The organism is Thalassotalea sp. PLHSN55, from assembly GCF_052030545.1.
Classification (GTDB): domain Bacteria; phylum Pseudomonadota; class Gammaproteobacteria; order Enterobacterales; family Alteromonadaceae; genus CANMXU01.
On the sequence record NZ_JBPDIH010000002.1, the window covers coordinates 272,247 to 298,649 of the forward strand.

The following is a 26,403-nucleotide window of genomic DNA, read 5'->3' on the forward strand; positions in this document are numbered from 1 at the left end:
CGGTAAGTGGAAAGTGATAAGCGGTAAGTTGAAAGCTGCAAGTGAAAAGCTGTAAGTGGAAAGGCGTAAGCGGTAAGTTGAAAGCTAAAAGCGGCAAGCGGTAAGCGGTAAGCGGTAAGTGGAAAGCTGTAAGCTGAAAGTTGAAAGTTGAAAGTTGAAAGTTGAAAGTTGAAAGCATCGCAATAACCGAATGTGGATAAAAAAAGCGCCGAAGCGCTTTTTCTTTTGCCAAGCTTGCTAAGCGTTTAAAGCACCGTTATTTACGTGTCATCGCTAGTTGCAATTGATAGGTTTTTTCACGCTCGACGTATTTGGTCCATTGGCTGGCCATTTTACTCGCTTTTGGAAAAGATAACGCTTGTTCAAACGCGCTGAGTGACTCTTCAAAGTTTTTCAAATTAAAATGCGCCATACCTAACACAAGATAAACGTTACCCATGCGCTCTACACCGCCGCGCTTAAGTGCAGTTTCTGCAGAATTTATCGCTAATTGCCACTTATCCGTATTTAAATAGCTTTGCGCTAATTGCGAGTCAAACTCACCATTGTCTGATGTTTTCGACGCTGCAATTAATACCGGTATCGCTCTATCATCTTCTTTGGCGGCAATAAACGCTTGTGCCTGCATCGATAAGTATTTAGTTTCAGGCGCGACTTTTCCTTGTTCAAACGCTTCTTCTAACAGTATCGCCGCTTTAAATGGCACATTGTGATAAAGGTATAATTGCGCCAGCGAAATAATATCAGATGATTTTTCGATATAACCTGCTTGCCAGGCTGCTTCCATTACCGCTAGTTGTTTATCTTCTTGGCCAATTTCAGCGTACATACCGCCAAGTTGCAGCCAATACGCTGGTTTGTCGTAATAACGCACCAAGGCTTCCATCACCTTTGTTACTTGCTCAGGTTGCTTGAGCTCGTAAAAACAAGCACGTTGCAGGATCAACCAATTTTCTTTTGGAATATCACCTTTTGCAGTAACCTCATCAATCGCTAATTCTATATGCGATAAGGCTTGTGGGTATTGCTTGTCTTGATAATAGACTTGCGCAAACAACACTTGTTGTGTGCTAGTAAGTGCTTTGCCATTTAACTCGCGCCATTGATTTAAAAACACCAACGACTTTTTATAATCTTGTTGCTGCATGGCCAGTTGTGCTAACGAATATAAGGTTGATAATCGTAAACTTGCCGGGATCGCTTCTTGTGCAACCACATTTTCAAAACTATCAATCGCCATTGCAACATCGTCGTTGCCATAATACATAAAGCCATAAAAGTTCCACAGCATGGCTTTTTCATAGCTGTTTAAACTGTCGATACGATCTTTAACTTCATCGAGTACTTCAAAGCCAGCAATTTTGTCACCTTCATCGGCTAATTTTTGCGCGCGAGCAAGCTGTGCATAGACACGATTTCGCATCGCGGGCACTTTCACTGACGCCTTGGCACCTGCCTCTTGAGCCGCCATAACTTGATTAAACTGACCACCGCTAAGTAGCGTTGGCGCGATGTAACTTGCGCTAACTAAACAAATAAACTGCGCTAATTTTCTAATTTTCATCTCTTTCTCGCTATCTTATTTTTTGCCTGTCGCTCACTTATTTACCTAGCGTAAAGCGTAAGCGACAGCCAAAACGCAATTAACCATCAATTTCAAAAGTAATTCTATTTTGTACACCAGCCACTTCCATCGGCTGGCCATCCACCACCCGTGGCTTGTATTTAAACTTACTGGCGGCATCAATCGCTGCTTGGTCAAAAATATTTTCAGGCTCGGCTTCAATCACAAACGGTTTGATCACTGAACCATTTTTACTGACGGTAAACTCCACAATCACATACCCTTGAATACCGCGCGCTTGTGCACGACGAGGATAAACTGGCGCGACTTTTACAATCGGTAAATAGTCACCGTCACCGGTATCAAGCGATAAGCCGCCCGATAAACCTGCGTCAATTTGCACGTCGGTAGCAAAATTGGCAACACTGGCGGTTGCATTAGGATTAGCCTGCTGCATTTGCGGCTGCTCCATTGGCGGTGGTGGCTCTTTTGGTTTAGGCGGCTTTTGTGGTTTACGATCTTTTTTAACGATCGCTTCTTCTTTCTTTAAACGAATGAAGTCTAAAACATTGCCTCTTGGCGGTTCGGTCATTACATCATTACCGCCTGAAATTATCGCCTGCATGCCCCAAAGCAAAACAAGGGTCATTGAAATTGCAAGTAAAGCAGCAAGCGAATATCGCAGTGCTTTATTTAAACCGTTCAACATGGTTTATGCCTCTTGTGCCGCAATTGAAACATCATAAACACCTGCCGCGCGTGCAGAGTCCATTACTTTGATCAAGACATCGGTGGTCGCTTTTTTATCCGCTTGAATAACCACAGTACCTTGCGGATTTTCAGCTTTTAAACGTTCAATATTCGCTTGCACGGCACGAACATCAACGCGGCGTTTATTAATCCAAATTTCACCTTTATCACTGATCGCCACTAAAATATTGGCACGCTCTTTTTTCACCGCAGTTGCCGCTTCAGGGCGATTTACTTCAATGCCCGCTTCTTTGACAAATGAGGCAGTTACGATAAAAAATATCAATAGGATAAATACAACGTCCAACATCGGCGTCATATTAATTTCTTCGCTTTCTTCTTGTTCTTGAATAACTTTCGCTAAAGGAGAACGCATACTTAAACTCTCTTATTAAAGCGCCAATTATGAGTAACTGGCACGATGTTGTTATAACAGCTTGGCTTATTTGGTTACCGTTAAGCTGTCTTCTAATAACTCACTTTCGCGTTTGGCATTTCGCTGCAACCAGGTCACTAAAAATACCCCTGATAGTGATCCCACCATGCCTGCCATGGTTGGAATAGTTGCTTGTGAAACCCCTGACGCCATAGACCGTGCATTGCCACTACCTGAAATTGCCATCACATCAAATACTTGGATCATGCCAGTTACTGTGCCTAACAAACCAAGTAACGGACATAACACCACCAAAGATTGAATTAAGGCAATATTGGTAGTTAATGTGGCACTGCCACGGGCAATAAGTGCTTGTCTAATTTGCATTGCATTCCACGAGGTTTGCTCAGCTCTGTTTTGCCAGGTATTTTTAATGCTTTTTTTCAGCTTTTTATAGCCATAAAAAACAAATACTAAACGTTCAAATATCAACAGCCACATTAGGGCAATAACAGCGGCAATGACGGTTAATACTTGACCGCCAGTTTCCAAAAAATCGCGGATAGCATTCATCATTTCGATGAGCTCAATCACAATTTATGCTCCCTTTTCAGCTCGCTCGGCAATAATGCCAGTGCTTTCTTGTTGTAAAATATTAATAATTTTACGGCTGCGACTATTTAGGAAAGTAAATAAGAACACCATAGGAATCGCCACGACTAAACCAAGCACGGTAGTAACAAGTGCTTGTGAAATACCGCCAGCCATTAATTTCGGGTCACCAGTACCAAATAAGGTAATCGCTTGGAAGGTATTGATCATCCCGGTTACCGTGCCTAATAAACCAATAAGCGGCGCAACAACGGAAATAATTTTAATTAGGGTTAACTTGCTCGAGAGTTTTGGCACTTCCCGTAAAATCGACTCAGATAGTTTCAGCTCTAAAGTTTCATTATCAACATTAGCGCCTTCGGTTTTCACCATCATCACGCGCCCTAATGGGTTATCGCTACTTGGTGTATCAGACTTAAGCTGACGATTAACTTTATTGCCGACAATCACCAATGAAATAAAGCGCTCTAGGGCAATTAATAAACCAATCGCGCCAATGGCTAAAATGATGTAACCAACCGGGCCTCCCTGCTCTACTCGCTCCATGGTATCTGGCGCTTGAACTAATAAACTTAAGATTGAACCGCCGGTTGGATCCAAAGCAAAGGTGGCGGAGGTTTGGCTATTTTCTAAGTCTTGCGCTGTGGCTAAATGGCGTGAAGACGGCTGTCTAATCAACTCAGCAACCGACCCCGTTTCATTGACATATTCAAGGTATTTACCGTCAGCGATTAAGTTAAAACCACCCACACGAATAACATCTTTATTAACACGCTCGCCGTTAGCATTAACCACTTCGCGGTTAAAACGACTCACTTTGCCGGTTTCTGTCATCTCACGTTGCAGTTCAAACCATAAACGTTCAATTTCTTCAATTGAGGCAAGTTTTGACGTTGACCCCATGCTTTGGGCAAACTCATTTAAAAATACGCCACGGTTAGGAATTTGCGCAGAAATTACCGACGTTTGAAACTTACTACGGGTATCGCCAGCAACTTGCTGAAGCACACCAAATAACTCTTTCAATTCCCCTAAACGTTTGTTTAACGCTTCAGTTTGATTGGCTAAAGTCACTTCATTTTTTTGAAAGTCTTGCTCTAAACGTGTACTTAAATTAATTGCTTGGTCACGCTTGTTTTGCGCCGCAGTTAATAAAGCACCTTGCTCGGCAACCTTACTTTTAAATTCGGCTTCGCGTTGCTGATTTTGCGCACTTTGTGCGGCACTGCCTTGCGCTAATTGGTTTAATAATTCATCAAGATTAGCAGCTTCTTCAGCAGCATTGGCGTTAATGCCAACGGCTGATAATAATAAGGTCGCACAGCTGGCTTTGCCTAAACGTGAAAATAATTTTTTCATAGTAAACATGTCTTTAGTTAGTCTAATTTTGGGTAAAAAAGCGTTCATCACAGTCCCTTATTCCGCAACAGTTTTAGCAGCATCAACTGGCACTAAAATTAAGTCTGGGGCTAATTGTTTTTTGGCGATGCGTAGCGCTTTGGTAATGTTTAAGCGGTTGCTTTCAGGTAAGTCTTGCCAGCTTTGGCTTGCTTGGTTCCATTGACCTAAACGGCTGCCATCTCGTGTTTGATAAACAAAACTGACACGACCAATACGTAAAAAATCAACGTCTCGCTGCTTACCGTCTAAGAGTAAGTCACCGGTATAGGCTTCAATGGTACGACCGTATTCTGCTTCTACTTGGTAAGCTTCTAATACACGGCGAAATTTCTCAGAAACACTGACATCTGCGCGTTTTAGCATTAGCTTTAAATCGTCAACACGTTTATTACGCTCGTCCATTAAAAACGGCACATCAAGTTTCACAAAAGACTCTAAAGTGGTGATCATACGTGCCATTAATGGTGAAATTTGACGTTCAATCACGCTTACTTGTTCCATCGAGTTGGCTAACTGCTCTAGCTCTTCCATTTGGCTATCGAGTTGGCTTTGCATTTGCTCGTTGTAAACATTTAAGCCGTCAATTTCTTTGTTGACGCCTTTAAACGCTTGTAACTTAGTTTGAACTTGACCGCTCATTGAATCGATAAGTTGTTGAGATTGGTTGGCTGACTGGTTAATCGCTGTGCCTGCCGCCACTACTTTGTTTAATTCTTGATCTTGTGCTTGAGCGGTATAAGCTAAGCTAACTAGACTTAAGCCTAAGCAAACTGCAAGGCGAGATTTCGTCAATAAAGCGCGTTTCATAAGTGAACCTTTTGTTAAACTCAAAACAATCTAGCAGCAGATGCGCCATAGATTGGTGTATTTTTGGTGATACCAAATTGACTAAATATTTGATCATTTAGTGAGAATTAAAAGGCTTATAGGCAAGGCGCTAATTGCAAAGAATGGTGATTCCCTTGTTAAAATTAGCAACGCTGCATATAAGCCTTTGAAACTCACCCTTCGGGCGTTCAAGAATATCATGATAACTGCACAATATTTATTTGATGTAGAACGACTATATCTTTATAAATCTTGTTTGTTCTAATGATATTCTTGCAACGCTAAGTGACTAAATATTTAATCAAATTGGTATGAGAAGCTTAACGGAGTGTTGTTACACTTAGGTTACACTAATATTGCAACTTTATTAAAATGACAGTTAGGTGAACTTTTTCTTACAAATCATAAAGATGGAAGCAAAAAAAAGGTGCAACTAACTCACCAACCTTTTGGTGGTAAATTAGCTACACCTATTGAGTTAGTTACTCAATTTAACAATTAAAAATCCCATTTAAAGGCAACTTCAACATCAGTTCCGCTAGTTTCACTGCGAAATAATGTCTCTGAAAATTCGATTTCTTTTTGCTGGTCTAAAATGTTTTGCACTTTAAACTTTAACGTTGTCGAATAGGTTGGATAATAGGTGTAAACCAAATCCAATGAATGGAACGGTTGCTCATACCTATCGTCTTGTCCTTCAATGCCCGGAATAATAATGCGTTCGCCAAATACGTTATAAATTAAACTGGCGGAATGATTACCATTAGGCGCATCGTAGCCTAAGTTCATATTGACCACGTATTCTGAATGACCGGTCATTCGGCGAGTAGGGTTAGTGATCGCCGCCGACACGCCAGTTTGCTCAACAACACGCTGGGTATCAATATTTACTTCTGAGTCGCTTAAGGTAATGTTTCCTGATAAAAAGAAATCGTTACCTATGCCGCCAAGAAAAGCAAAGTCTTTCATGAACTCCACTTCAACCCCGTATACTTCACCGTCATCAGCATTAGCGATAACAATTAGCGGCGGACCGTCTTGCCCTGGCGATTGCACTGACTCAATTGGGTTTAGCATGTCTTTATAGAAAAGGCCCACCGATAAGGTTTCACCGGTATTCATGTACCATTCCCAGCGAAGGTCATAGTTTTTGATCGCGGTGGTTTCAACGCCCGGTGTACCACGTACCGGATATCCAGTTAATGGGTCAAGGTAAGTGGTTGGCGCAACTTCACGAATATCTGGGCGAATGGTGGTTTCACCGTATGAGGCGCGAAATTGCACTTCTTCACTCATAATATAGGTTAATGCCAAGGCGCCGTATAAATCGTCTTCTTTAAACGCCATGCTAGCTAGATCTTCTTCGGTTGGCTGATTCACATCACCCGGAAAGTCAAAGCGACCAGTAGCGGGGTCGATTGGCGCAACCACTTGACGAAAATCTTCCCAACGAACACCACCGCTAATACGCCAAGTATTATCAATTAAAATATCGGCTTCAGCGTAATACGCATCAACCATTTGCGCCGAATAATAATCATCGCCAGCAACTGAGGTATCGCGAATAATTAAACCATTACCGTTAATAGGCTGATTTAAAATAACATCGTCAGTCAAAATATCGTTAAGCTTATCACCGCTAAAGTCTAATCCGTCAAACACTAAGGTATTTACATCTAATCGGCGAGCAAAGGCATCACGTGACTTGGTGATAAAATCTGCACCGGTTTTGAGCTCAATATCAAAGTTTTTATAATATAAAGGCAGTGATACGTTGTAACCGTAGTTTTCAACTTCATCGTTTAAGTCTTGAAAGGTATAACGTACCGCGGTGTTGGCGTTTCTTAAGCTACTTTCGTTAGTAAGGTCAAAGATACCGTCTTCGTTTTCATCGGCTAAAATAAAGCGCGTTGAAATATTACCCGGTGCGTAACGACTTGAACGGGCATCAGAGTATTTCCAATCAACACCAATATTCCACCATTTAGGAAAATTATGTGTACCGCGCACTTGGTTAGAAATAAACTCACGCTCTTCGTAAGTTACTTCATTATCACGTACACGTAAGCCATCAGAAAGCTTAACGTTATTGGTTACACCTAAGGCACTTGAGACTTGATCAACAGTATCGCGAAGCACTGACAAGCTGTAATCAATTTTGTGATCTCGGTCGTATTCAACCCCTAAGTTAAGTGCGCCCGACCATTTAACTGAATGCTCAGTACGGCTTGCTTGGTCAAAACCCCGTTGCAATGAAAAACTACCGTCGGTACTTTCGGTAAAGTCTTGCCCTAAAAAAAGATCAGAAACTTGCCAAGTATTATCATGCGAGGCTGACGCTAAAAAGCCCCAGTCAAACTTACCACTTTCAAAACGATTACCGACGACTAAATCAACGCCAAAGTCTGGGTCAATGCTGTCAATAACAGGGTCGTAATCACGATTTAATTGCGCGGCAATTTCGCGGTTTTCTTGTTGCGACAGTGCGCTTAATGGTTGGTAGTTTTGCCATAAGTTCATTAACGCCTGAGGGGCTGCACGTGTGCCGTCGTCTTTACCCTTCCAGTCGTCACCACCACCATTGTAGGTATAGCCATCGTCTAAATTATTTGAATTTGAACCTAAGTTTCCAGCAAGGCTAAAAATAAAATCGCTTGGAATGGTTTTTAAGCGAATATCAACCACACCGCCACCAAAGTGCGCCGGCATAGAAGGTGAATACGATTTTTGCACCGATAAAGATTCAATTATCGACGCTGGGAATAAATCAAGTGGAATAACGCTACGGGTTGGATCTGGGCTTGGCACGGCTGCGCCGTTAAGTAACGTACTTGAGTAACGTTCACCTAAACCACGGACATAAATAAATTTACCATCAACCAAGGTTAAACCTGTAACACGTCTTAATGCTGCGGCTGCGTCGCTATCGCCAGTGCGTGAGATTTGCTCAGCACCTAAAATGTCAGCAACAAAGGCTTGGTTTTTACGCTCTTCAATTACCGCACTCGCTGTACCTTTTAGTCGTGATGCTTTTACCACCACTTCTTCCATTGCATTTTGCTCAGCAACGCTTGCTTCAACATCGCTTTCTTGGGCAAATAATGCTGTTGGCAAACTGGCTAATACCGCAATAGATAAACCTGATAAGGCAAATTTAGGCAGGCTAAAACGGTTCTTTTGAATTTTCATTTCATACCTCATGAAAGGATTTATTAGCGTCATGTTTTTTAAAAGTTGCTAATAAAGCCCTGAATACATAAACAAACTTAACTATTTAAAAAATGCTGCAAGGCTTAACCCTTGCAGCATTTGAGGTTTGTGCTGCTATTTGGTCGACGTTACTCTAAACCAACAGTCCAACCCGCAGTCCAGTCGTTTGAACCTACCGCACCAATATGGTCGGCATTGTCAAAGAAGGCATCACCAGTAAAGTCTTTAGGTGTTGTAGTGTCGGTTGTAACCACACCGTTTAACACGTCTGACATACCTGTTGCGGTGCTGTTGTCGCTTTGCGCTACAACCCATGTACCTAAGTCAAAGTCTGCATCTGCTGAATCTTTGGTATTTTTGAAGTTTTCTTGACAAGCAAATACTGAGTTAGTGATCACCGTATCGGCATCTTTTGCTTGGTCAACAGTAAGACCAGCTTCAAGTTCGAAACATTCGCCCATACCTGCGCCACCCGTTACCACAAAGTTATGAAGTTGTGCACGTGTTCCTTCACGTAAGTAAATACCTTCAGAGTCTTTATCAGCAGTATCAAAACCGTTACCGATAATAGTGAAGTTAGCTAACGTTGGGTTAGATTGTGGCATTTTGTTTGGCGTTGAACCGTCGTTATCTGCTTCAATCGCGCGGTTAGCTTCACCGTCACTGTCAGCATGCTTAATTAATACATACTGTAAGTTACCGCGGTAACCGTTGTCCCAGTCAACACTGTCATCTTTGTTAGCGGTTAAAACCACATACTTAGCGTTTACCGTGCCACCGAAGAACTCAATACCGTCATCAGCATTCTCGTGAATTTGGATATATTCAACTGTAGTACCAGAACCTACGCCACCAAACGTAATACCGTTTAATTCATTGTCTGGGGCAATTTCGTAACCAGCGTGCTTAACAACCACGTAACGAAGCGTGCCTGAACTGTCTGTATCGTCGGTGCCGCCAAATACTGCGCCGTTTTCTGCACCTTCAACTTGTAGGGCACAGTCGCTGCCATCGCTCGGACATTTATTTGATTGCGCATTACCTAATAAGATAATACCGCCCCACTGACCGGCACTTGTTGCTTCACCTGTCATATCTTGTTGTGAAGTAAAAGTAATAGGCGCTGAAGAAGAACCATTTGCTTCAATTTGAGAATCACGACTCACCACTAAATAATCGTCACCTGAACGACCGTAAATGGTAGTACCCGCTTCAATTGATAAGGTTGCTGAGTCAGTTTTGTCACCACCAACAAATACTGCGCCGCTTAATGCGTAGATGTTGTTAGAGGTTAGGGTTAAGTCAGCCGTAATGCGACCTGAGATTTCACACGTAGTGGTGCTACCGTCAACTGGTGAAATTGATGTAGTACCTGTTGGACAACCTTCTTCTTCAGCAGAAGCGGTAACTTCACCACCGCCAAAACCAAATGCCCAACCGTCACGCCAGTCAGTGCTGCCATCAAAAGCACCAATGTAGTCTACGCTATCGAAAAAGGCATCTTGAGTATTTGCAACATCTTGACCCGCATCAGCAGCAATTAATGGCGAGTTAGTATCTGGTACACCATTTTCATCAATTAAGATAGAAGTGCTGATCATGTTTGAATCTTCAGCTGTGAACCAAGCTTCTAGATCAAGCAATACGCTATCGTCAGCCGCTTTTGCATTTTTAAAGTTCTCGCCATTTGAACAAGCAAGTACTGAGTTTTGCATCACGATTTTGCCGCTTGTGGCATTATCAACTGTAACAGATGAAGTATCGCCGCCTTCAATTTCAAAACACTCGCCCATTTCGCTAGGACCAGTTACTACGGTATTGAAGATTTTCGCTGCGGTACCTTCACGTAAATAAATACCTTCAGAGTCTTTATCAGCGGTGTCGAAGTTATTACCGATAATAGTCATGTTGGCTAACGTCGGGTTAGATTGTGGCTCTTTATCAGGAGTAGAACCGTCGTTATCTGCTTCAATAGCACGGTTAGCTTCACCGGCATTTTTAGCATGTTCAACATAAATATGCTGCATCATGCCTTTAAAGCCGTTATCCCAGTCAATGCTGTCATCTTTGTTGCCAGTTAAGACTAAATGCTTAACATTTACTGCACCACCAAAGAACTCAACACCGTCATCCGCATTAGCATGAACTTGAATATAATCAACCGTAGTACCAGAACCAACACCGCCAAAGGTAATACCGTTTAATTCGTTATCAGGAGATACTTCGTAACCTGCATATTTAACAACAACATATTTTAATGTGCCTGAGTCATCTTCCCAGTTAGTACCACCAAATACGCCGCCTTCACCGATACCTTCTACTTGTAAGGCACAATCGCTGCCATCGCTTGGACATTTGTTAGAAGGTGCATTACCTAAAATAACCACACCACCCCATTGGCCAGCACTCGTAGCTTCACCTTTCACATCTTGAAGTGAGGTCATGATAATTGGCTTAGCTTTAGTCCCTTCTGCGATGATTTTTGCGTCGCGGTGAACCACTAAATAGTCTTCACCTGATTGACCAAATAATACCGCACCTGGTTCAATCGTTAAGGTAGGGTCTGAAGCGCCACGTGCTTGTTTGTTAGCCGAATCAATACCGCCAACTTCTAAGCCGCCACTTACCGCGTAAAATACTGGCTTGCCACCAGTTGACGCGACTAAGGTAGTATCTTCGGTAATTTTTTCATCTAAGGTTTGAACTTGCACATCAAAACCAAGGGCTGCTGAAACTTCAGTTGATAATGAAGTATTTGGCTTACCTGCTAGTACTTCTTCAACCGGTGTTGTTGGCGCCGGGTTATTGATAATGGTATCGCCAACAGAGTTATCAACATCTGACGATAAATTAATGTCACCACCACAACCGGCTAGAACTAACGCAGCGCTTACGGCACTTATTTTGAAAATATTTTTGATTTGCATGTTGTTTCCTGCTCCGCAGAATAATTGTTAAAACAAAGTTAATAATAAATTTGCCGATATCCTACGACGCAAAGATGACAGAAATGTTTTAGAAATATGTAGCTTTTGTTTAACAAATATGACGGGACGATGACACGCTATACTTACTAACAGCTGTAGCTTTGCCTTAAAGAATTAATTTTTTTACAGTTTTTTTTACTACTTTTACTTAAATGGAATTACACTTTAACAACATAAACCAACAAAAATAAACGCTCTCGATTTTTACTAATTTTGCGATTTATGAAGGTATTAACGGCATGATTCGACCTGCACTTTTAGTTGTTGCTAGTGTAGTTTTCTCGTATGTAAATCAAGCACATGCAAATGAACATTATTGGCAAATTCAATGGGATAATGATGTTCTAGTGGGCACAGATGGTAACTTTACCAACGGTGTTGCGCTCTCGCTTGGTAAAAGCCTTGTGTTAAATAAAGCCAATGCAACACCCGCTAGGCTTAACTTAATCAGCCAATTTCAACAAGTACTCACCTTTGAGCAAGAAGCTGAGCATGCACAAATAAGCGCGACACTGTCGCAACGTATTTTTACCCCTGAAGATTTTGAAAATCCGCAAGTGCAAATATACGATCGCCCTTACGCTGGTTATGTTGAACTGCAAAGCTATTATGGGCAATTTAGCCCAAGCCGCAGCCAAAAAAATTGGCTGGCTATTGGTTATATTGGTCAAGACTCTGGCGGGCAGTATGTGCATGAAACGGTGCACGATATGATAGGTTCCCCCGCACCTATGGGTTGGCATTATCAAATAGAAGAACAAGTCACCGCGCAATTTGCTTATCAAGCTGACTACTTAATTTTTCGAGAAGCCTTTAATGCAAATAAAGAGTGGGAACTTAGCACTTACAGTTATAGCCAGATCGGTAACTATAAATCAGAAACTAACCTAGGTTTGATATTGCGCTCGAGTCGCCAGTTAGCTGACAGTTTTGGTTTTTTAAGCCCCCATTATGCTCATAGTAGCGACTGGAGCAGCTTAACGGATAGCCAATGGCTGTATTATGGCTATGCGCATGTTGGCTATCGTTTTAACGATTTAACCATAGACGGCGATTTACCTTATCAAACACCTATTGAAGTCAATCACGTGCAAATAAGCACAACCGCTGGCGTTATCTACCCATATAGCGGCTTTGCCTTTGGCTTTAAGGTCAACGCTTACACAAAAGCGTTTAAACAAGACAGCAAACACTGGCACGCTTATGCGTCGTTATCGTTAAGTGGCATGCTATGAGCGGAAAGTGGAAAGCTGTAAGCGATAAGCGATAAGCGATAAGCGATAAGTGGTAAAAAAGGGGTCGGTGACATATTTGTCACCGACCCCTTTTTAATAAAACAACTGTTCGTTAATGCGAGTGATTAACGCATTCGTTGATTATTTCTTTTTCTTTACTGCTTTTGCGTTTGGTAAATCAGTCACTGAACCTTCAAAGATTTCAGCCGCTAAACCAATTGACTCGTTTAACGTTGGGTGCGCATGAATGGTTAAACCAACATCTTCTGCGTCAGCGCCCATTTCAACCGCTAAACAAACTTCACCAAGCATTTCGCCAGCATTAATACCAACAATAGCGCCACCAAGTACACGACCAGTCTCTTTTTCGAAGATCATCTTCGTTTTACCTTCGGTACGTGCTGATGCAATGGCACGACCAGAAGCCGCCCATGGGAAGTTAGCTACTTCAATGTTTAAGCCTTGCTCTTTTGCTTCACGCTCAGTAACACCTACCCAAGCCATTTCTGGATCAGTATAAGCGATAGAAGGAATGCAACGTGGGTCAAATTCATGCTTCTTACCAGAGATAACTTCTGCAGCAACGTGTGCTTCGTGTACCGCTTTATGGGCAAGCATAGGTTGACCAACAACATCACCAATAGCAAAGATGTGCGGAACATTGGTACGCATTTCTTTAGATACATTGATAAAGCCACGCTCATCAACGTTTACGCCAGCTTTGTCAGCAGCAACTAAGTGACCGTTAGGCTTACGACCAACAGCAACTAAAATTTTGTCGTAACGTACTTGTTCTGCAGGTGCATTTTTACCTTCAAACGTTACGTATAAACCATCGTCTTTAGCATCAACGGCAACAACTTTTGTTGAAAGCATAATTGATTTGAAACGTGGCTTGTTGTATTTGGTGTAGATTTTAACGATGTCAGCGTCGGCTGCAGGTACGAGTTGATCAGCAAATTCAACCACTGAAACATTAGAACCTAGTGAGCTATATACTGTGCCCATTTCTAAACCGATAATACCGCCGCCTAGTACTAACATTTCACCTGGTACGTCTTCTAATTTAAGCGCGCCAGTTGAGTCGATAACACGTGGGTCGTCGTTAGGAATGAAAGGAAGGTCAACAACAGAAGAACCACAAGAGATAATCGCGTTATCAAAGGTAATCGTGGTATTACCATCAGCACCTTCTACTTCAATAGTTTTGTCAGAAGTGAATTTACCGTAACCTGTTACCGTTTTAACTTTACGCATTTTAGCCATGCCAGCAACACCGCCAGAAAGCTTAGCAACAACTTCTGTATCTTTCCATTTACGGATTTTGTCTAAATCAATTTCAGGCTTACCAAAAGTTACACCGTGCGCTGCCATGTCTGCCGCGTCATCGATAACTTTAGCAACATGCAATAAAGCCTTTGATGGGATACAGCCAACATTTAAACATACACCACCTAAGGCGTTATGCTTTTCTACTAATACTACATCTAAACCTAAATCTGCCGCGCGGAATGCTGCTGAATAACCACCAGGGCCTGATCCTAAAACTACTACCTGAGTTTTAATTGCGTTGCTCATGCTAACCTCAAATTGTTTAATTTGTTTGTTGTTATGAATTGTTTCATAACAATAAATAATTTTATTTAACCACGCTAACTATGTAATTAATTGTGGTTATTTTTCACGCCACGAAGTTTACTTAAAGTCAGTAAAAATCGCTATCTTTTAATAATCTTTAACCAAGTTTTTATACTTTTTATGATGACGCTTAACCAATATTGATTAAGCGTCATTTAAAAAGTTATAAAATTAGCTGACGAATGTCTGACATTACATTAGCAATATGCACAGTAAAGCGCGCTGCTAATGCACCATCAATTACACGATGGTCGTATGACATTGACAATGGCAACATTAACTTAGGCTCAAAGTCTTTACCATTCCACTTTGGTTTAATTTCTGATTTAGAAACACCCAAAATTGCCACTTCTGGTGCATTAACGATTGGCGTAAATGCCGTACCGCCAATACCACCTAGGCTTGAAATAGTGAAACAACCACCTTGCATGTCAGCCGCTTTTAGCTTGCCTTCACGTGCCTTGATACTAATTTCAAGTAATTCACGAGATAGCTCATGAATGCCTTTTTTATCAACATCACGCACAACCGGTACTACTAAGCCGTTTGGCGTATCTACCGCAACACCAATATGAATGTATTTTTTCAAAATTAAGCTTTCGCCGTCTTCACTCAAGCTTGAGTTAAAGGTTGGGAATGCCGCAAGTGCGTCAGCACAAGCTTTTAAAATAAATACTAATGGCGTAATTTTAAAACCAAGCTTTTTCTTTTCAGCAACAACGTTTTGCTCTTTACGGAAAGCTTCAACGTTAGTGATATCCGCTTCGTCAAATTGGGTAACATGTGGGATCGTTACCCAGTTGCGATGTAAGAATGGGCCAGAGATTTTCTGAATACGTGATAACGGTTTGGTTTCAATTTCACCAAATTTAGAGAAATCAATCGCTTTCGCGCTAACCACTTGTAAGCCACCTTCGCCAGCACCAACAGAACTACCGGCATTGGCTTTCGGGCGAGAAAGTTCGTATTTCACATAAGATTGAACATCTTCTTTTAAAATACGGCCTTTGTTACCAGTACCTTTAACGAGTGTTAAATCAACACCAAATTCACGCGCTAAACGGCGAATTGAAGGCGACGTATAAATACTGCCTTTAGCTTTAGTACCTGATTGCGGATGATGCGGCACAGGCGCTGATTTTTTCGCAGGCGCTTGTGCAGGTGCTGCAGTTACTGTAGCAGGAGCAGGTTCAGCAACTGGCGCAGGGGCTGCAGGAGCCGCTTCACCGCCAGCCGTTTCTAGTTTAATCACTAGCGAGCCTTGCTTAACTTTATCACCAACGTTAATTAAAACTTCTTTAACGGTACCCGCTTTTGGCGAAGGTACGTCCATCGTCGCTTTATCAGTTTCTAAGGTAATTAAACCGTCTTCTTCTTCGATAACATCACCAACAGCAACAAGTACTTCGATAACGTCAACTTCGCCGTCTTCACCAATATCAGGTACTTCAACGTCAATTACTGCGCTGGCAGTAGCTACGGGTGCAGGAGCGGCAGCTAGTGCAGGCGCTTCTACAGCAGGTGCTGCTGCAACAGGAGCTGGCTCCGGCGCGGCTTCTGGCTCAGCAGCTGGCGCTTCTTCGCCTGCGGCTGACATTTCACCAATTACATCACCTTCTTTAATTTTATCGCCAACAGCAACGGTTAAGCTGGTTAATTTACCGGCAAATGGCGCAGGAATATCCATTGATGCTTTGTCGGTTTCAACGCTAACAATACCTTCATCAGCTTCTAAATCATCACCAACTGCAACACAGATTTCAATGATTTCAACTTCTTCACCGCCAACATCTGGGACTAGAATTTTTTGAACATCAGACATTTCTTTGTTTCCTTCTCTAGTCTTAATTACGCGTAAAGCGGGTTAAGTTTGTCAGTATCAATATTGAAGCGTTTAATTGCTTCACTAACGACTGAACGTTCAACTTCGCCACGATTTGCTAGCTCATATAATGAAGCAACCACAACATAACCAGCATTCACTTCAAAGTGAGTACGTAAGTTTGCACGGCTATCAGAGCGACCAAAACCGTCAGTACCTAAACAGCGGTATTCAGTATCGATAAAGGCACGAACTTGGTCAGAATAAGCTTTAACATAGTCAGTTGCCGCAATAGCAGGACCGGCTTCTTTAGTGATCACTGTGCTGATGTAAGCTTGCTTTTGCTTGCTTTCAGGGTTAAGCATGTTCCAACGAGCAACATCTTGACCTTCACGTGCTAATTCATTGAATGAAGTCACAGAATAAACATCGCTTGATACGCCATAATCAGCTGACAGTATTTGCGCCGCTTTGCGTACTTCATTCAAAATAGTACCTGAGCCCATTAATTGAACGTTAGCTTTGGCTTTTTTCGCCGCTACCGTTTCAAGCTTGTAAATACCTTTGATGATTTGATCAGCAATGTCTTTATCTTCAGGTATTGCCGGGTGTTGGTAGTTCTCATTCATTAAGGTTAAGTAGTAGAAAATGTTTTCATTTTCTTCGTACATACGACGTAAACCGTCACGAACGATAACAGCAACTTCATAACCATAGGTTGGATCATAAGTTACACAGTTAGGAATTAAGTTCGCTTGTACATGAGAGTGACCATCTTGATGCTGTAAACCTTCACCATTAAGCGTAGTACGACCGGCTGTTGCACCTAATAAGAAACCACGTGCTTGGCTGTCACCCGCTGCCCATGCTAAGTCACCAACACGTTGGAAACCAAACATTGAGTAGTAAATGTAAAATGGAATAGTCGTCGCGTTACACGTTGAGTAAGACGTACCAGAAGCCACCCAAGACGCCATTGCACCTAGCTCGTTAATACCTTCTTGTAATACTTGACCTTTTTTGTCTTCACGGTAGTAAGCCACTTGGTCAGCATCTTGAGGAACGTATTTTTGTCCTTCGTTAGCATAAATACCCACTTGACGGAATAAACCTTCCATACCGAACGTACGTGCTTCATCAGGAATAATCGGCACAATACGCTTACCAATTTTCTTATCTTTTAATAAACTGTTTAATACACGCACAAAGGTCATGGTTGATGAAACTTCACGCTCACCTGAACCTTTTAAAATCGCATCAAAGGCTTTAAGTGGTGGAATTTCTAACGACTCTTCTGCTTGTTCACGACGTGCAGGTAATGAACCACCTAAGGCTTCACGACGCGCTTTCATGTATTTGAATTCTTCGCTGTCTTCTGGGAAGCGGTAGAATGGTAAGTCTTCAATTTGATCATCAGGAATTGGCATATTGAAACGATCACGATACTTCTTGATTGACTCAACATCCATTTTCTTAACATTATGCGCAACGTTTTGCGCTTCGCCTGACTCACCTAAACCAAAACCTTTAACTGTTTTTGCTAAGATAACCGTTGGACGACCTTTAGTTTCCATGGCTTTTTTATATGCCGCGTAAACTTTTACTGGATCGTGACCACCACGGTTTAAGCGCCAGATATCTTCGTCAGACATATTGGCAACCATAGCCGCTGTTTCTGGGTACTTGTTGAAGAAGTTTTCGCGAGTGTATTTACCACCTTTCGCTTTACAGTTTTGGTATTCACCATCAACCGTTTCGCTCATTAGCTGTAAAAGTTTACCTGACGTATCACGGGCGATTAGTGCATCCCAGTACGAACCCCAAATAACCTTAACCACTTCCCAGCCTGCGCCGCGGAAAGTACCTTCAAGTTCTTGAATGATTTTTCCGTTACCACGTACCGGACCGTCAAGACGTTGTAAGTTACAGTTGATCACGAACGTTAAGTTGTCTAAACCTTCGCGAGAAGCAAGGCCGATAGCACCTAATGATTCTGGCTCATCAGTTTCGCCGTCACCTAGGAAACAGTAAACACGTTGGCCTGAACAATCTTTAATGCCACGGTCTGTTAAATATTTTAAGAAACGCGCAGTGTAAATCGCTTGTAGTGGACCTAAGCCCATAGAAACGGTTGGGAACTGCCAGAAATCTTGCATCAAATGAGGATGAGGGTAAGAAGATAAACCTTCGCCGTCACACTCTTGACGGAAGTTATCCATTTGCTTCTCAGTTAAACGACCTTCAATGAAAGCACGAGAATAAATACCCGGAGAAATATGACCTTGAGCAAAAATAAAGTCGCCACCGTCTTTTTCAGACGCTGCTTTAAAGAAGTGGTTAAAACCAACATCGTAAAGGGTTGCAGATGAAGCAAATGAACCAATGTGACCACCTAGCTCTAAATCTTTTTTAGACGCTCTAAGTACTAATGCCATCGCATTCCAACGAATTGCGGCACGAATGCGTGATTCAATGGTTTGATCAGCAGGCATGTGTGGTTCTTGCCCAGGAGGAATAGTATTTACATAAGCCGTTGTTGCGTCAAAAGGTAAGTGAGTACCGCTACGACGGGCATGATCAATTAACTTTTCAAGTAAGAAATGGGCACGTTCTGGACCTTCGTTTTCCAAAACTGATTCCATCGACTCTAACCATTCTTGCGTTTCTAATGAATCGATATCTAAATTAGGGAGCTCAGACATAATAAGTATTAGTCTCCGATAGTTATTGTATTTAAAAGCAAAGCGTCTAGTTTGTTAACAAGAGCACTCACTCATGATTACGTAAATTTAATGTTTAGGCTAAAAGTCAAAGTTCACTGCCATTGTTGGCAATAAAGTTTCAGTTTTAACGCTGCATTCTGCGCATCGAACGTTCCATGCGACTATTTTCTTGTGTTGATTTAAGCAACACTTCTTCAATAAACGCTAAGTGGCGATGACTTGCCCCCCACGCTTTTTGAGGCTGACCAGAGATGATCGCCTCAAGTAAATTTTTTCGATAGTCAGATATTTTGGCAAATACATCTGGGCGCTTAGCGACTATCTTTAAGTTCTGCTCTATGCTGTCGATTAATAAATCCGACATACTGCGTGCTAAGTGCAAAATAATGGCATTATGTGACGCCGCGCATATGGCTAAGTAAAAATCAAAAACCGCCTGCGCTTCCGTATGAAAATTCTCATCTAACTGCACATTGCCAATGTTGTCGTGCTGTTTTTGAATTTCATCAAAGTCAGCCTCTGTACCGCGCATTGCCGCATAATAGGCAGACATACCTTCAATACCATGACGAAATTCTAATAAGTCGAATTGCGACTCTGGATTTTTTGACATCAATTCAAACAGCGGATCTGATAAACCAGTCAGAATTTTGTCATTCACAAAAGTACCGCCACCCTGCTTGCGGGTAACTAAGTTCTTAGCTTCTAATTTTTGAATAGCTTCTCTAAGCGAAGGTCTAGAAACATCAAACTGAACCGCCAGTTCTCGCTCAGGCGGAAGTTTCTGCCCTGGCTTTAAACTTCCTTCAAGAATCATGTTTTCTAGCTGAGCTAAAATCACATCAGATAATTTAGGTTGTTTTACTGGTTTTTTCACTTGTTGATAATTCATTTATCACCGTAAAATTAAAGCCAAAAACTCTTGGTAAATTGGTATTACCATTCAAATAACGAGCGTTAAAATAGCAAACTTGCTACAGAATGTAAACGGAATTTAGATGAAGGTAATAAATTTAGCAACAACTAAATTAGAGCCAAAACTTAAAACAAATGTTTGATTTTTTAATTGGTATTACCAATAAAAAATCATCAAAAAACATACTTTATTGATTAATAAGGTTATTTATAAAAGAAGGGAATTAAAGCTATTTTTTATAGCAAGTTGACCGTATAACAAACGGCCAACTTGTAAAGATTTAAGCGAGTTTTGTTAACTTAATACGCCAGTAAGTATTAACAAAGCTATTACAGCTAAACAAAGCAACAAAGTGCGTTTTGCCAATTTAACCAACAAACATGGTTCAGCGGTGCAGTCTTCATCGTCCATCATAAAGTCTTCAGACTTTTGCGCGACATTGCTTAATATACGATGCGGCGCTTTTTCAAAATCAAAAATACTTTCTAGCCATACAGGTAATGCTTTTGAAAAGTGACCAACAAGCATATAGCCAAATGCAACAATGCGCACTAACGGCCAATCTACCCATGCTAACCATTGTTTGGCTTGATTATTAACGTCTTCGTCAATAGGCAGATCTTCTAGGGTGTTTTGCTCTGCAACTGTGGTTAGCAAGCGATAAAAAAGTGCCCCTGCTGCGCCAAAAACAACAAAGAAAATCATAATGGCAATAAAGTAGCGAAAGTTTAACCACACTAATAATTGGCCAAAGCCCATCTCTGGCTGATCTTTATCTTGTTGCAATTGCAAGTGATGCATTTCACACGTGGTAATTTCGCCGCGAAAGGCTGACATGAGATAGTTTTTATAACAATCTCTCGTTTTAAAACAGCCAAAACATACGATAAGTATTAAGGTGGAAATAATGAGGTGCAATAAACTATCGTCAACCAAGTCTAAAATAATGTAAACCACAATAACAGGCGCGATAACAAATAGTGCGGTTATCGAACTGCTTTGCCATGGTGACGCCAAGGCTTTTACCTTAATAAAAGCTCGTAAATAGTTTTGATAAAAAGTACTGAATTGCCATAGTGGTGATGACAAATGACGCTCTGCTGCCAAAGCAATTAATAAACTGATTAAGCTCATGTTATTCTCATTGTTTTATAATTAAGTGTTTTATAATTGAGTATCTTATAATTGAGTATCTTATAATTGAGTCTTTAACTCACTTGCGATTAGATTATAGTGTTATTGTTACTTGACCTAAATAGCGTTGCCAGTCAAAGGCTTCACCTGGGTCTGTTTTTCTTTCTGGGGCAATATCGTTATGGCCAACAATATTATTCATAATGGCAGGATATTGTTGTTGCAGCAATTGCGTAACGATCACAAGTTGTTGATATTGCGCGTCAGTATAAGGAATATCGTCACAGCCTTCTAGCTCGATGCCTATTGAAAAATCATTGCATTTTTCTCGCCCTAAATAATTCGACACACCAGCATGCCAAGCTCGCTGCTCAAATGGCACGTATTGAACGATTTGTCCGTCTCGCCTTATTAAACAATGCGCCGATACTCTTAACTGATAAATTTCTGCAAAGCTTTTATCTGCCTTAGCATCTAAGCAGCCCATAAATAAGTCGGTGATATAGCTGCCGCCAAAGTTTCCTGCTGGCAATGAAATATTATGAATAACCAACAAGCTAATTTCATTTTGCTCGCGTTGGTCAAAATGCGGTGAACAGTGTTTTTCCACATCAGATAACCAACCATCAATTATTTTCATAACCATATAAACCTTAAGGAATTCGAGAGTAAAGTTGCGATAACGAATCAATTTTAACAAGTGTGCTTTAATGATAACATTGCTTTATTGATTTATTTGACCTGATAATTTTAAGCATGAGTGAAAATGATACAAGTAACAGCCTAGGTAAACTTTTTATATGGTTTGCGTGGTTAATCGTTATTGCCTTATTAGTTTTCTTTTTTCAAGACATGCTAGAAAACCAATGGAACCCTAACAGCAAGCCCGACATTTATTTATCAAACCAAGGTAAAGCAGAAGTTCATTTAGAACAAAACCGCCATGGTCATTATGTGGTTAACGGCACCATTAATCAGCAACCAGTCACTTTTTTATTAGATACTGGCGCAACGCAAGTGTCGATTCCGGCGCATATTGCTGAAAATTTAAATTTAACCAGTCAAGGCAGCCACCGCGTATCAACCGCCAATGGCTCAATCACCGTTTACCAAACCAGCTTAGATCAATTAAGCATCGGCAATATTATTTTGCATAATGTCGGCGCAAATATAAATCCAGCGATGAAAACAAATGAAATTCTTTTAGGCATGAGCGCCCTAAAAAGAGTAGAATTTCGCCAAACGGGTAAAACCTTAATATTAACCGAACAATAAAGCGTAATGCGATTGTTTAACCGACAATAACAAGCATTGCCTAAGCAAATTATTTTCTATTGATTATCAACAAGTTTACATACGAGAACTCGCCAACATGCTTTCTTCTGCACTTTTACAAGACATTCAAACTACAGTTTCATGGGCACTTAAAGAAGACCTAGGTCAAGAATTTACCAGCGAAACCAATTCAAATTACGATATTACCGCAGCCCTTATTCCTGAAAATCACCAAGCGGTTGCCAATGTAATTACCCGTGAAAATTGCACCGTTTGTGGCGTGGCTTGGGTTAATGAAGTATTTAAACAGCTTGACCAAGTGGCCAATACTAAAACCGCCATTACTTGGTTTGTTAAAGACGGCGACAAAGTGCCAGCGAATAGTCCACTGTTTGAATTAGCCGGTAACGCCAGAATTTTATTAACCGGTGAACGCACCGCGTTGAACTTTTTACAAAGCCTTTCAGCAACGGCAACCGTAACTCGCCAATATGTTGATGCGCTAGCCAGTGGCGAAACTAAGCTTCTTGATACTCGTAAAACCGTCCCTGGTTTACGTAGTGCGCAAAAATATGCAGTAACTTGTGGTGGTGGCCATAACCACAGAATCGGTTTATTTGATGCTTTCTTAATAAAAGAAAACCACATTGCGGCCTGTGGTGGTATTGAAAATGCGGTAACGACGGCAAAAACCAATCACCCCGATAAAAAGGTTGAAGTGGAAGTTGAATCGCTCGACGAACTAACATTAGCATTAAACGCTGGTGCCGATATTATTATGTTAGATAATTTCAGCACTGAGATGATCGAACAAGCGGTAGTAGTGAATAAAAGCATAAATCAAGGTCAGGCAAAATTAGAAGTATCAGGCAATATGACCCTAGCAACATTAAAAGATTATGCCAAAGCGGGTGTCGATTTCATTTCCGTCGGCGCATTAACCAAACATATTCAAGCAGTCGACCTATCGATGCGCTTTTTAGGGTAACGATTAACATACAAACTAAAACAGTTTACAAAATATGCAGCAACCACTAGGTTAACGGGGTGTTAATGTGCTGTAAAAACGTTAATAAGTTGTTAGTTTTTTAACCAAAAATCAACTTTTTGAAAAAAAAACAAAAAAAATTCGTCTCATTATTTTACAAATGCGAATTTTTGTCGCAGTATGAAATCAGCCCCCGTAAAAACGTATGGAAATAGTTATTATGAAAAAGACATTACAAAACTTAGCAACTGCAAAAACCCAGAAAGGTTTTACCCTAATTGAATTGATGATCGTTGTTGCGATTATCGGTATTTTGGCCGCGGTAGCACTACCGGCTTATCAGACTTATACAGAAAAGTCTAAATACTCAGAAGTTGTTTTAGCTGTTGGTAGCGTAAAATCAGCAATGGAAGTTTGTATTCAAGTAGAAGGTGATATAACTGATTGCGATACAGCAGCCAAAATAGGCATTGACTTATCTGATGCAGCGCGTGGAGATAATGTAGCATCCGTAACAATTGCAGGAACTACTGGAGCAATTACAGGTACCGGTACTGATCCTGATAGCTCTGAGTACATATTAACTCCAGATGGAAATGGCAACTGGGATAAAACAGGCAGTTGTATAGCGAATGGTGTTTGTTAAATAATAACTGAGTAAAGAGCCCCTTTATAGGGGCTTTTTTTTTAAATTATTTAATTTATGGAGCATAAATAATGAAAGCTGTTAAAGGTTTTACATTAATTGAACTTATGATTGTCGTTGCGATTATTGGCATATTAGCTTCTATTGCTCTTCCGTCTTATCAAAAATTAACAGAAAAATCTCGATTTACAGCCGTAACCTTGGCTGTAGATACCGTAAAAACATCAATGGAAGTTTGCTTACAATTAAATTCAAATATTACTGATTGCGATACAGCAGCAAAGATTGGAACTGATCTTACAGATGCTGCAAGAAGCTCAGATGTAGCCTCTGTTGTTATTACTGCGACAACAGGGAAAATAACTGGAACTGGAGTCGACGAAAGTGCCTCTACGTACATTTTAACTCCTGACGGTACTGGAAACTGGACTAAATCAGGTACGTGCACTGAAAACGGTGTCTGTTAATAATATTTTTGTTTTTCCCTTTCTAAAAATGCGCTACACTCAAGAGTAATACTAACTCATTGAGAAAATTCAAGATCTGATGAAAGGGTTGCACCAACAATCAAGTTTGCTTTCCGCTTTATCTAAGCATGATTTAGTTCCCCTAGAGCAAGTGGAAAAAATCAGCTCTGAATTTATCCGTCAAAAAAAGCCTTTTGTCCGTTATTTAGTTGAAGATAAACACTATAACGCTGAACATATCGCCACTATTCTGGCCAAAAGTTTTGGCTATCCGCAAATCGATTTAAAAAGTTTTGATACTAGCCTAGTCCCTGATGGCATACGTAACGAAAAATTAATCCGTAAACACAATGCTCTGCCGCTTTTCTTACGTGGTAAAGTGCTATTTGTCGCAATGTCAGACCCAACTAACCATGACGCCTTAGAAGAAATTCAATTTAATACCGGTTTTAGTACCGAGTTAGTGCTGACCGATGAAAATTCGCTACATGAGTGCATTGAGCGAGTTTTAGAAGAAGACAGTGACGCCCTAGATATTACCGACATTGATGCGGACGAATTATCCGGCATTGATGTTGAAGAAGAGCGCAAAGAAGATGATGTACCGGCAGGCGCCGAAAAAGACGACGCCCCGATTGTTGTTTACATTAATAAAATTTTATTAGATGCGATAAAAAAAGGTGCCTCAGATTTACATTTTGAACCCTATGAAAAAGCCTACCGCATTCGCTTTCGTATTGACGGTATATTAACCGAAGTTGCTCGCCCGCCAGTATCACTTTCTTCTCGCATGGCGGCACGTTTAAAAGTGATGTCTAAGCTCGATATTGCCGAGCGACGTGTACCGCAGGATGGCAGGATAAAGCTTGCGCTTTCTAAGAAAAAGTCGATTGATTTTCGTGTTTCTACGCTACCTACTATGTGGGGCGAGAAAATAGTAATGCGGATACTCGACTCGTCTAGCGCTATGCTGGGTATCGATATGCTTGGCTATGAACCCGAACAAAAACAAATTTACATGGAAGCGCTCGATCAACCCCAAGGCATGATCTTAGTTACCGGACCAACCGGCTCAGGTAAAACCGTTTCCTTGTATACCGGTTTAAATATTTTAAATACCGCTGAACGTAATATTTCGACTGCAGAAGACCCGGTTGAAATTAACCTTGAGGGTATTAACCAAGTTCAAATTAATACCAAGGCCGGTCTTACCTTCCCAAGTGCCTTGCGCTCTTTTTTACGACAAGATCCCGATATTGTTATGGTTGGTGAAATACGTGATTTAGAAACTGCAGAAATTGCGATAAAAGCGGCGCAAACCGGTCACTTAGTATTATCCACTTTACATACTAACTCGGCGGCAGAAACCTTAACCCGTTTGTTAAATATGGGTGTACCGCAATATAACGTTGCCAGTTCAGTGAGCATTATTATCGCTCAGCGCTTAGCTCGCCGTTTATGCATGCAATGTAAAGAGCCAGAAGATATTCCCGATCAAGAACTATTGAATCAAGGTTTTACGCACGAACAACTGCCTAAAGTTAAACTATTTAAGCCTGTTGGCTGTGAGCAATGCACCGGTGGTTATAAAGGTCGAGTCGGTATTTATGAAGTAATCAAAATTAGCGCTGAAATTTCAAGCATCATCATGGAAGGCGGTAACTCATTAGACATTGCTAAGCAGTGTCAAAAAGAAGGTTACAATAATTTACGCCAGTCGGGCTTAATTAAAGCGATGAACGGTATGACCAGCCTTACCGAAGTTAATCGCGTTACCAGTTCGTAAATAATCAAACTTTAACAATAATCTATCGCTTTAAGCTTGCTGAAA

Annotated in this window: 20 protein-coding genes; 6 read left to right on the forward strand and 14 right to left on the reverse strand. The window is 41.1% G+C overall.

What is annotated here, in order from left to right:
- Nucleotides 1-256 precede the first annotated feature (256 nt).
- The 8 genes from ACRRSQ_RS04355 to ACRRSQ_RS04390 form a co-directional block, all read right to left on the reverse strand.
- Complete coding sequence (locus ACRRSQ_RS04355) at nucleotides 257-1,564, reverse strand: tetratricopeptide repeat protein (protein ID WP_440874482.1); 1,308 nt, start codon at nucleotides 1,562-1,564, stop codon at nucleotides 257-259.
- 79 nt (nucleotides 1,565-1,643) lie between these two features.
- Entirely contained in the window at nucleotides 1,644-2,273 is a 630-nt protein-coding gene (locus tag ACRRSQ_RS04360) for an energy transducer TonB (protein WP_440874483.1), read from the reverse strand.
- A gap of 3 nt (nucleotides 2,274-2,276) precedes the next feature.
- Nucleotides 2,277-2,690 (reverse strand): ExbD/TolR family protein, encoded by a 414-nt coding sequence (locus tag ACRRSQ_RS04365; RefSeq protein ID WP_440874484.1) that lies wholly within the window; start codon nucleotides 2,688-2,690, stop codon nucleotides 2,277-2,279.
- 66 nt (nucleotides 2,691-2,756) lie between these two features.
- Complete coding sequence (locus ACRRSQ_RS04370) at nucleotides 2,757-3,284, reverse strand: MotA/TolQ/ExbB proton channel family protein (protein WP_440874485.1); 528 nt, start codon at nucleotides 3,282-3,284, stop codon at nucleotides 2,757-2,759.
- Between the two features lie 3 nt (nucleotides 3,285-3,287).
- On the reverse strand, nucleotides 3,288-4,661 hold the full coding sequence (locus ACRRSQ_RS04375; RefSeq protein ID WP_440874486.1) for a MotA/TolQ/ExbB proton channel family protein: 1,374 nt from the start codon (nucleotides 4,659-4,661) through the stop codon (nucleotides 3,288-3,290).
- Between the two features lie 57 nt (nucleotides 4,662-4,718).
- Nucleotides 4,719-5,510: a DUF3450 domain-containing protein gene (locus ACRRSQ_RS04380; protein WP_440874487.1), complete on the reverse strand. Its 792-nt coding sequence runs from the start codon at nucleotides 5,508-5,510 to the stop codon at nucleotides 4,719-4,721.
- 519 nt (nucleotides 5,511-6,029) lie between these two features.
- Nucleotides 6,030-8,720 (reverse strand): TonB-dependent receptor domain-containing protein, encoded by a 2,691-nt coding sequence (locus tag ACRRSQ_RS04385; RefSeq protein WP_440874488.1) that lies wholly within the window; start codon nucleotides 8,718-8,720, stop codon nucleotides 6,030-6,032.
- A 149-nt stretch (nucleotides 8,721-8,869) separates the two neighbouring features.
- The gene (locus tag ACRRSQ_RS04390) at nucleotides 8,870-11,668 is read right to left on the reverse strand and encodes a hypothetical protein (protein WP_440874489.1); all 2,799 of its coding nucleotides are present in this window, start codon (nucleotides 11,666-11,668) and stop codon (nucleotides 8,870-8,872) included.
- 299 nt (nucleotides 11,669-11,967) lie between these two features.
- On the opposite strand from ACRRSQ_RS04390, the gene ACRRSQ_RS04395 reads away from it, so the two are divergent.
- On the forward strand, nucleotides 11,968-12,963 hold the full coding sequence (locus ACRRSQ_RS04395; protein WP_440874490.1) for a lipid A-modifier LpxR family protein: 996 nt from the start codon (nucleotides 11,968-11,970) through the stop codon (nucleotides 12,961-12,963).
- A gap of 141 nt (nucleotides 12,964-13,104) precedes the next feature.
- Here ACRRSQ_RS04395 and lpdA read toward each other — a convergent pair whose 3' ends face one another.
- The 6 genes from lpdA to ampD all read right to left on the reverse strand — a co-directional run bounded on the left by lpdA (nucleotide 13,105) and on the right by ampD (nucleotide 21,836).
- Nucleotides 13,105-14,541: a dihydrolipoyl dehydrogenase gene (gene lpdA / locus ACRRSQ_RS04400; protein WP_440874491.1), complete on the reverse strand. Its 1,437-nt coding sequence runs from the start codon at nucleotides 14,539-14,541 to the stop codon at nucleotides 13,105-13,107.
- Between the two features lie 223 nt (nucleotides 14,542-14,764).
- On the reverse strand, nucleotides 14,765-16,423 hold the full coding sequence (gene aceF / locus ACRRSQ_RS04405; protein ID WP_440874492.1) for a dihydrolipoyllysine-residue acetyltransferase: 1,659 nt from the start codon (nucleotides 16,421-16,423) through the stop codon (nucleotides 14,765-14,767).
- A gap of 26 nt (nucleotides 16,424-16,449) precedes the next feature.
- Complete coding sequence (gene aceE / locus ACRRSQ_RS04410) at nucleotides 16,450-19,125, reverse strand: pyruvate dehydrogenase (acetyl-transferring), homodimeric type (protein ID WP_440874493.1); 2,676 nt, start codon at nucleotides 19,123-19,125, stop codon at nucleotides 16,450-16,452.
- A 145-nt stretch (nucleotides 19,126-19,270) separates the two neighbouring features.
- The gene (gene pdhR, locus ACRRSQ_RS04415; RefSeq protein WP_440874795.1) at nucleotides 19,271-20,023 is read right to left on the reverse strand and encodes a pyruvate dehydrogenase complex transcriptional repressor PdhR; all 753 of its coding nucleotides are present in this window, start codon (nucleotides 20,021-20,023) and stop codon (nucleotides 19,271-19,273) included.
- Between the two features lie 333 nt (nucleotides 20,024-20,356).
- Entirely contained in the window at nucleotides 20,357-21,196 is an 840-nt protein-coding gene (ampE, locus tag ACRRSQ_RS04420; protein ID WP_440874494.1) for a beta-lactamase regulator AmpE, read from the reverse strand.
- A 94-nt stretch (nucleotides 21,197-21,290) separates the two neighbouring features.
- Nucleotides 21,291-21,836 carry a 1,6-anhydro-N-acetylmuramyl-L-alanine amidase AmpD gene (ampD, locus tag ACRRSQ_RS04425; protein ID WP_440874495.1) on the reverse strand — a complete coding sequence of 182 codons (546 nt, stop codon included), beginning with the start codon at nucleotides 21,834-21,836 and terminating at the stop codon, nucleotides 21,291-21,293.
- A gap of 116 nt (nucleotides 21,837-21,952) precedes the next feature.
- Here ampD and ACRRSQ_RS04430 point away from each other — a divergent pair, with 116 nt between their 5' ends.
- The 5 genes from ACRRSQ_RS04430 (at nucleotide 21,953) to pilB (ending at nucleotide 26,358) form a co-directional block, all read left to right on the forward strand.
- Nucleotides 21,953-22,471 (forward strand): retropepsin-like aspartic protease family protein, encoded by a 519-nt coding sequence (locus ACRRSQ_RS04430; RefSeq protein ID WP_440874496.1) that lies wholly within the window; start codon nucleotides 21,953-21,955, stop codon nucleotides 22,469-22,471.
- Nucleotides 22,472-22,568: 97 nt separating this feature from the next.
- The gene (nadC, locus tag ACRRSQ_RS04435) at nucleotides 22,569-23,459 is read left to right on the forward strand and encodes a carboxylating nicotinate-nucleotide diphosphorylase (RefSeq protein WP_440874497.1); all 891 of its coding nucleotides are present in this window, start codon (nucleotides 22,569-22,571) and stop codon (nucleotides 23,457-23,459) included.
- Between the two features lie 220 nt (nucleotides 23,460-23,679).
- Nucleotides 23,680-24,105, forward strand: coding sequence for a pilin (locus ACRRSQ_RS04440; RefSeq protein WP_440874498.1), 426 nt, complete (start codon nucleotides 23,680-23,682; stop codon nucleotides 24,103-24,105).
- A gap of 71 nt (nucleotides 24,106-24,176) precedes the next feature.
- Nucleotides 24,177-24,572 carry a pilin gene (locus tag ACRRSQ_RS04445; RefSeq protein ID WP_440874499.1) on the forward strand — a complete coding sequence of 132 codons (396 nt, stop codon included), beginning with the start codon at nucleotides 24,177-24,179 and terminating at the stop codon, nucleotides 24,570-24,572.
- Between the two features lie 79 nt (nucleotides 24,573-24,651).
- Nucleotides 24,652-26,358: a type IV-A pilus assembly ATPase PilB gene (pilB, locus tag ACRRSQ_RS04450; protein ID WP_440874500.1), complete on the forward strand. Its 1,707-nt coding sequence runs from the start codon at nucleotides 24,652-24,654 to the stop codon at nucleotides 26,356-26,358.
- Nucleotides 26,359-26,403 lie beyond the last annotated feature (45 nt).